General features: G+C 59.9%; 7 protein-coding genes. 3 read left to right on the top strand and 4 right to left on the bottom strand.

The window, feature by feature from the left end:
* Window positions 1-581 (bottom strand): Arm DNA-binding domain-containing protein (locus WB528_RS08665; RefSeq protein ID WP_423888009.1); only part of this gene is annotated, 581 nt, incomplete at its 3' end.
* A 548-nt stretch (window positions 582-1,129) separates the two neighbouring features.
* Here WB528_RS08665 and WB528_RS08660 point away from each other — a divergent pair.
* Window positions 1,130-2,083, top strand: coding sequence for a hypothetical protein (locus WB528_RS08660; protein WP_423888008.1), 954 nt, complete (start codon window positions 1,130-1,132; stop codon window positions 2,081-2,083).
* A gap of 110 nt (window positions 2,084-2,193) precedes the next feature.
* On the opposite strand, the gene WB528_RS08655 is transcribed toward WB528_RS08660, so the two are convergent.
* Window positions 2,194-2,994 carry a response regulator gene (locus tag WB528_RS08655; RefSeq protein WP_423888007.1) on the bottom strand — a complete coding sequence of 267 codons (801 nt, stop codon included), beginning with the start codon at window positions 2,992-2,994 and terminating at the stop codon, window positions 2,194-2,196.
* Between the two features lie 226 nt (window positions 2,995-3,220).
* Here WB528_RS08655 and WB528_RS08650 point away from each other — a divergent pair, with 226 nt between their 5' ends.
* On the top strand, window positions 3,221-3,418 hold the full coding sequence (locus tag WB528_RS08650; RefSeq protein ID WP_423888006.1) for a NepR family anti-sigma factor: 198 nt from the start codon (window positions 3,221-3,223) through the stop codon (window positions 3,416-3,418).
* A complete protein-coding gene (locus WB528_RS08645) occupies window positions 3,418-3,963 on the top strand; it encodes a sigma-70 family RNA polymerase sigma factor (RefSeq protein WP_423888005.1) in 546 nt (181 codons plus the stop codon). The genes WB528_RS08650 and WB528_RS08645 overlap by 1 nt, the downstream gene beginning before the upstream one ends.
* Before the next feature lie 72 nt (window positions 3,964-4,035).
* Here WB528_RS08645 and WB528_RS08640 read toward each other — a convergent pair whose 3' ends face one another.
* Window positions 4,036-5,691 (bottom strand): CHASE domain-containing protein, encoded by a 1,656-nt coding sequence (locus WB528_RS08640; RefSeq protein WP_423888003.1) that lies wholly within the window; start codon window positions 5,689-5,691, stop codon window positions 4,036-4,038.
* Between the two features lie 319 nt (window positions 5,692-6,010).
* Window positions 6,011-6,634 carry an urease accessory protein UreG gene (gene ureG / locus WB528_RS08635; RefSeq protein WP_423888002.1) on the bottom strand — a complete coding sequence of 208 codons (624 nt, stop codon included), beginning with the start codon at window positions 6,632-6,634 and terminating at the stop codon, window positions 6,011-6,013.
* Window positions 6,635-6,817: the final 183 nt, after the last annotated feature.

Raw genomic sequence — 6,817 nt, 5'->3', positions numbered from 1 at the left:
GGGATTTTCACCAGAACGCAGTCCTCTGGCCCGCGCCGCCATACGCGTTCGATGCGGCTTCGCGTCTCGCATGCCGTGCGATTAATCGTCAGCCACATCGGCGACAAGATCGCCAGTATGTCCGTCGTGTTGATTTCCGGAAGGCTTTTCGAGCGGATGGGTAGGCACCGTACTTTGAGATCGCGTTTCCAATCTGCGTAGGTATTTTTGCCTTTGAAACCAGACTTGATCGATTCCAGCAACGCATCGGCGAATTCTCCGAAGGTAATGGCCGCCGCCTTTTCTGCCTTTCGCTCTGCCGCCTGATCTTTGCCTTCAGCGAGTTTCTTGCGTGCATCAGCGGCCTTGAGTCGGGCATCGGCGAGCGACAGACCGTCCTTGCCTTTTCCCTTTGCCGGTCCAAGGTCAAGCTCTCTGCGTTTGCTCGTCCCACGCACACGGTACAGGAAGATCCATTGGCGTCGGCCATGCACACCTGCCTCGATCACGAGGTAAAGCCCTCCACCATCACCATGGCGCCCGGGCTCCGAAATGGTTTCCGCCTCGCGCGCGGAAAGCTTGTGCAACTGTCTCTTGGCCATCTCCGCCCCACCATTGAACACGGATCGCGGTGAATTCCGGCGGACTTCCGTGAACGTTGGCAGACCTTCGATGGAAGAATTATAGGCGAATCAACAGATACTTAGAAGCTCATCCACGACCTTGAGCGGACACCCGCGAAATCGCTCCGCAATCGTGGTGATGCCAGCCGCGCCCCGCTTTCTTTTTATGTTCCTGGCCTGAAACAGTTATCCGGGTCGGCTGCGAAGGGTTGCCTGGTGCCGCGCCATGCAGCGCTCCAGGTTCCAAAGTTCGCCGCCACCCCCCTCGGGTCGCCCCCTCCAAGTTCCCAAGCAAGATGTTTCAATCTTTGGCGATCTGACCTCGCGCGATTTCTCAAATGCGTTTTCCACCGATTTTTTGTCGACATCCGGCGCAGGAATCCACGCAAGAGAGCAACAACGAAAATGAATTTTCGAGTGTTGCGTGTCGTTCCTAGACGACAAACAGCCCTTGACCTTAGGTGTCGGCGCGGCGGTCTGTTGAATCAGGCTCCCGCGTATCCATCGCAACCGGCAGGAGCGGTTCCATGGCTGACGACACGATCGCCTCTGTTATTCCCCTTCATCAACTCCCGCTGAAGAAGCGGGATAAAAAGACTGTTGAACGCGCCAGGACCTCCCGCCAACGCAAACGAAAGGTGAAGGACGCTTCCAAAGCGGACGAATTTCCATCTTCGTCGTCGTTGGTATCGTCGGAGTTTCTGATACCGCCCGAGTTTTTGCCTGCAAACGACGTAGGCGCGGGACCGCTGGTCGCACCGTTGCCGGCCAAAACGTCGCGTCCGAAGGATGCCGTCACACCGCCGCGCAGTCGCCTTGCGCCGGTTCTTTTATCGATCGCAGCGCTTGCCCTTGCCGTCGTCGGCATCACGATCAACGGCTGGTTCGCTCGATCTCTGGGAGCAAGCGACGTAGCGGGATGGCTTTTCCTTGCCGTTGGCGTGGCCGCTGATCTGGTCGCGCTCGTTATGCCGTCCTGTGCCGCCGGTCTATGGGGCTCCGGGCAGCGCGCGACGGCGCTGGTTGGCTGGGCTGTCTGGACCATGACATTCGTCTTCGCGGTAACCGCGGGCATCGGCTTTGCATCCACCAACATCAGCGATGTGACGACCGCGCGCGCATCGCGTGTCACGCCGGCCATTACGAGCGCGCAGGCCGCGCTGACGGACGCCATGGCCGCTCGTGACCGGGAGTGCAAAGGCGGCGTCGGTAAATTCTGCCGCGAACGCGAAGCAGCCGTCGCCGAACGACGTCAAATCCTCGATTCCGCAATGGCATCCGTCGGACAAACCGCGGACCCTCAGAGCGACGCTGCTATCAAGCTCGTTACCTGGGCCTCCCGCGGTATGCTCAGGCCGACCCCCGAAGACTTCGCGATGCTCCGGCTGGTCTTGCTGGCGTTGTTACCGCAAATCGGCGGGATACTGATCATGGTCGGGCGCCATTCCGCGTTGAAGCCGCAATTTTTTACCCATCGCTGACGGCTGGCGAGATATCGCCCCGCCGACAGGCCGATGCCGTTTGTGGCATAAAAAACGGACGCGCCGCCGCGCGTCCGTTTGTTCTTGTCTTACTTTGGATAGTCTTCTTGTCAGGCCACCTTGGGCGAACGGTTACGCGAGTTGCGCTGGAAGAACAGCGCCTGGCTCGCGACCGCCGATACCATCGCCGGCTGGAACGGCTTCGAGATCAGGAAGGCCGGCTCTGGCCGCTCACCGGTCAGGAAGCGCTCGGGATAGGCTGTAATGAACACCACCGGCACTTCGAAGGTCCGGAGCAACTCGTTGACAGCATCCAGGCCCGAGCTGCCATCGGCGAGTTGAATGTCGGCGAGGATCAGGCCAGGCCTCTTGTTCTTGGCCAACGCCACCGCATCGGTATGGGTGCGCGCGACGCCGATCACGTTATGGCCGAGGTTCTTGACCAGGCTCTCGAGATCCATCGCGATAAAGGTCTCGTCTTCGATGATCAGAACGTCGGTCGCAATTTCCGCGGCCATTTCGCGCCCCGCCGTATCGGCGAGCTTGCGCGCTTCCGCCACGTCGACGCCGAGGATAAAGGCAACCTCTTCCTCCGAAAAACCTTCCAGAGACAGAAGCAGGAAGGCCTGACGCGGTAGAGGGGTAATGTTGGAAAGCCGACGCTCCGGCGGCATCGGCAAGGTTGCGACATCAGCATCGTCGTTGATCGAGACCGAATTCCAGATCTGCGTAAACAGCCGGAACAACCCGGCGCGCGGGCCGTGATTTTCATCCAGCAAGGCCGGGTCCTGGAGCAGGGCCTCGAGCATGGCGCCAACGTAAGCGTCGCCTGAGGCCTGATTTCCGGTCAACGCACGCGCATAGCGGCGCAGCAGCGGTAAGTGTTCGGCAACAAGCTGTGATCGGGACATCCCCACTCCATCGCTTTCCTGGGTCAAACTTTCGAGATGAGGACTGACCCGATAATCCCCAAGCCCCGGACTTACGCGCGGACTTACGAAAAGTTCCCATACTTCCGGAACTTTTGCGCTGACTTTGAATTAGGCCCTGACACCTAAGAAGGCGACGCATGGGCCATTTCGAGGAATAGCTGTGAAGATACAGAAGCTTAACACTCGGGGAAACGTGGGACAGGACATGAAGGAAGCAAAAAAGCAGGGCGGCCTGAATGCCGAGATCCAGTCCAGAATCGGCCACCAGCTCCGCGCCATGTACGACGACGTCGTCCGCCAGGGCGTCCCCGACCGGTTTGTGGACCTGATCCGCAAGCTTGATGTTCCCGATGCCAATCCCCACTTGGGGAATGCGGGCGAAAAAAATGACGGAGGGGAATAATGCCTCTCACCGATTCACTTCGCGACGACATCCTGGCGTCGGTCCCAAGTTTGCGCGCCTTTGCGATCTCGCTCTCCGGTAACGGCGATCGTGCCGACGATCTCGTGCAGGAGACCTTGTTGCGCGCCCTTGCCAACATCGATTCCTTCCAGCCCGGCTCGAATCTGCCGGCGTGGCTATTCACGATCCTGCGCAACCTGTTCCGCTCCGACTACCGGAAACGGCGCCGCGAGGTCGAGGATGCCGACGGCAGCTACGCCAAGACGCTGAAGACTCAGCCAGCGCAAAACGCTCATTTGGAATTTGAAGAATTCCGCATGGCGCTCGAGAAGCTGCCACAGGATCAGCGCGAGGCGTTGATACTGGTCGGTGCATCCGGCTTTTCCTATGAGGACGCCGCGGCGATCTGCGGCTGCGCGGTCGGCACCATCAAGAGCCGCGTCAATCGGGCACGATCCAAACTCTCTGCGCTGCTCTATGTCGATGGCGCCGAGGATTTCGGTCCCGATGAAACCGTGCGCGCCGTGATCGGCGGCAGCGGCTAGCCCCTCTCACGCAACGACGTCGTCATTTCCGGATCTGGTGCGACAGCACCAGGTCCGGACGACTATTGTCTGCTAGCGAACAGGCTTGAGCGGCGCGGAAAACTGCTCGGTACGGTCTCTTTCCGACATGTCGACGACCGTCTCCATCGGAGCCGTCAATTCGTAAACATAGCTCACATCGGTGAAATACCGCTTCGACGTGCCGCCGAGAGCTTCCGGCGCCACGCGATCGAGCAGGATGAGGCCGAAATCGCTGTCGGCGCGCCGGGTGGCCGCACTGGTGTTGAATTCCTCCCAACGGAAGTGAAACACGCTTTCAGGCTCTTCGCCGCCGATTTCCCAATGCGCGACGATGTGCGGATGCTTGCCGACCAGCGAGAGGCCCTCGTCGGAATGTGAGGCCAGCTCGAAGAACAACAGCGACAGTGACTGTGCGGCGCGCGCGCTGACCGTGATGTCCGAGCCGCTGACGGCAATCCGTTCGGCATGGGGTATCGCGCGGGCCTCGAACAGTCCCTTCAGGTTGACGCCCTGCCACTGGCTTTCGCTGAGAAGGGAAACCACGTTCGACATCGCATGAATCCGGCCGATCAGGAGTTCGCGGGCGACATCGATATCGGCGCCGTGGCGCAGCGTGCGCGTCACGATGGACTGGATCACCGCCAGGATGTTCTTGACGCGATGGTTGAGTTCGTCGATGACCGCGGTCAGACGCCGTTCGAAGCCAATCCGCGCCTGGATTTCGCGGCTCATACGCAGGTTGTTGTAGGCGACATAGCCGAACAGACCGCAGACGATGGTAGTCAAGGCAAGACCGATGGCAGCCACGACCGCCGCGGTCTGCCGGGCGCGGTTCATGGCGTTGGTCTTGGCGTAATAGGTCAGTGTCCAGTCGCGCGCGCCAAATGAAACCGTGCGGCTCATGGCTGGCACCGGGCTTGACGGCCCCAACGATCTTGGAACGACGTTGCCCCGGTCGGCTTCGACCAACTCGCGGTCGCTGCGCGGATCTTTCAGCGCCACCGAAAACAACGACAGGTCGTCATTGGCCAGCATCAAGGGCGCAAGTTCATAGGAGAAGGTTACGAATCCAGCCAGGTGCGCGCCGTCGGCCTGCATCACCGGCGCAGCAAGCACGACACCGATGGGCCCGTCCTCACGCAACAGCGGCAGCGGATCGGACGCCACCGGCTTCATCTCCGACATGGCCCGCGCCAGCGTCGGCCCAAGGATGGGATGCTGGTCGAAACAGCGGCCGGGAATATCCATCGTCTCTGCATTGCGCGGCTCGACATCCATCAAGAGGTCGACCGGCTGGGAGAGAGCGGAGGCTTGCAGCGGACCGTCATTGTAGGCGCGGATGGTCGGATTTGGAAATCCGGCATTCGAAAGCTCGGTGCGTGCAGCCGCGAGCTCTTCAGGACGAAGCCGTGCGATCCAGCCCGCCACCACGAAATCGGTCTTGAAGGCATAGATCGACGAATGCAGCGGCTGCAACATGTTGGCCTTGATCACTGATGGTGAGCGGAAGAGACCAGACGCCACTCGCGCCAGCAATTCGCGTTCGGTCAGGCGGTCCTGGACCAGGCTCGCATGCACGTCGATGGCACGCGCCAGCGCGATGCCGTCAACCGTCAACTCCTGATCATGGACACGATAGGCCGCAAGCCCGGAGAGCAAAACTCCGATCAATGCGATAAAACCGGTGATGAGACCCAGCCGAACCACTCGTTCACTCAAACAGAAAGCGTTGGCAAATAGACTGAATAACCACCTGACGACGGCCTGGGTGGCCATAAGTCGAAATGCAGCAATAACCAACCATTCTCTGGGGGCGAGTTGCAATCATTGATCGCAACGACGGTTAGCGGAACAGGGGTCTAACACGGCGGGCAAAGCGGCGACCACGCAAAATAGGTTAACAGCGCTGGAAAATGTTAACCGCGACAAGCCGACTTTGTTCCAGCAGGAGCACCGTTAACCTACAGCGCTCCGCGCAAGGTAAATCGCGGCCGTGTAAGCCGGCTTTCCCAAAACCTTCCTTGAGTTAGGCCGTTGGGCTGAGACCACCCTTGGCCTCGATGAAGCCGATAATACGATCCAGGCCTTCGCTCTTCTTCAGGTTGGTCATCACAAAGGGCCGCGCGCCGCGCATCCGCCTGGCATCGGCATCCATCTTTTCGAGCGATGCTCCGACATAGGGGGCGAGGTCGATCTTGTTGATCACGAGCAGGTCAGATCGGGTGATGCCCGGGCCTCCCTTGGACGGGATTTTGTCGCCGGCTGCCACGTCGATCACGTAAATTGTGAGGTCCGCGAGTTCGGGCGAGAACGTGGCGGCGAGGTTGTCGCCGCCGGACTCGATCAGGACCACGTCAAGGCCCGGAAACTTGGCGCGCATGTCGGCAACCGCAGCCAAATTCATCGAGGCATCTTCGCGGATGGCCGTGTGCGGGCAACCGCCGGTTTCGACGCCCGCGATACGATCCGGCGTCAGCGATCCCGATCGAACCAGGAATTCGGCATCCCATTTCGTATAGATATCGTTGGTGATGGCGGCGATGTCGTAGCGCTCCCGCATCGACTTGCAGAGCAAATCCATCAGCGCAGTTTTTCCAGATCCTACCGGACCTCCGATGCCGACGCGAAGCGGACCGTGAGACTTGGCCATGTCGAATCCTCTCTACCGTCGTCCCCGCGAACGCGGGGGCCCATAACCACGGAATTTAGTGCGGCGAATTTGAAGTTCCTATCAGTGTTGCGGCAATCGCTTTATAGGAACTTCAAATTCAAGGCCGCCCTAGAATCAATAAGTTACTAGAGCTCCTTTGATTCCGAAGCTCGCATCGGAGGT

Origin of the sequence: Bradyrhizobium sp. (genome assembly GCF_049586575.1) — a bacterium.
Taxonomy (GTDB): domain Bacteria; phylum Pseudomonadota; class Alphaproteobacteria; order Rhizobiales; family Xanthobacteraceae; genus Bradyrhizobium.
The sequence above is the reverse complement of the archived record's forward strand: the minus strand, read 5'-3'. Positions and strand labels throughout refer to the sequence as shown.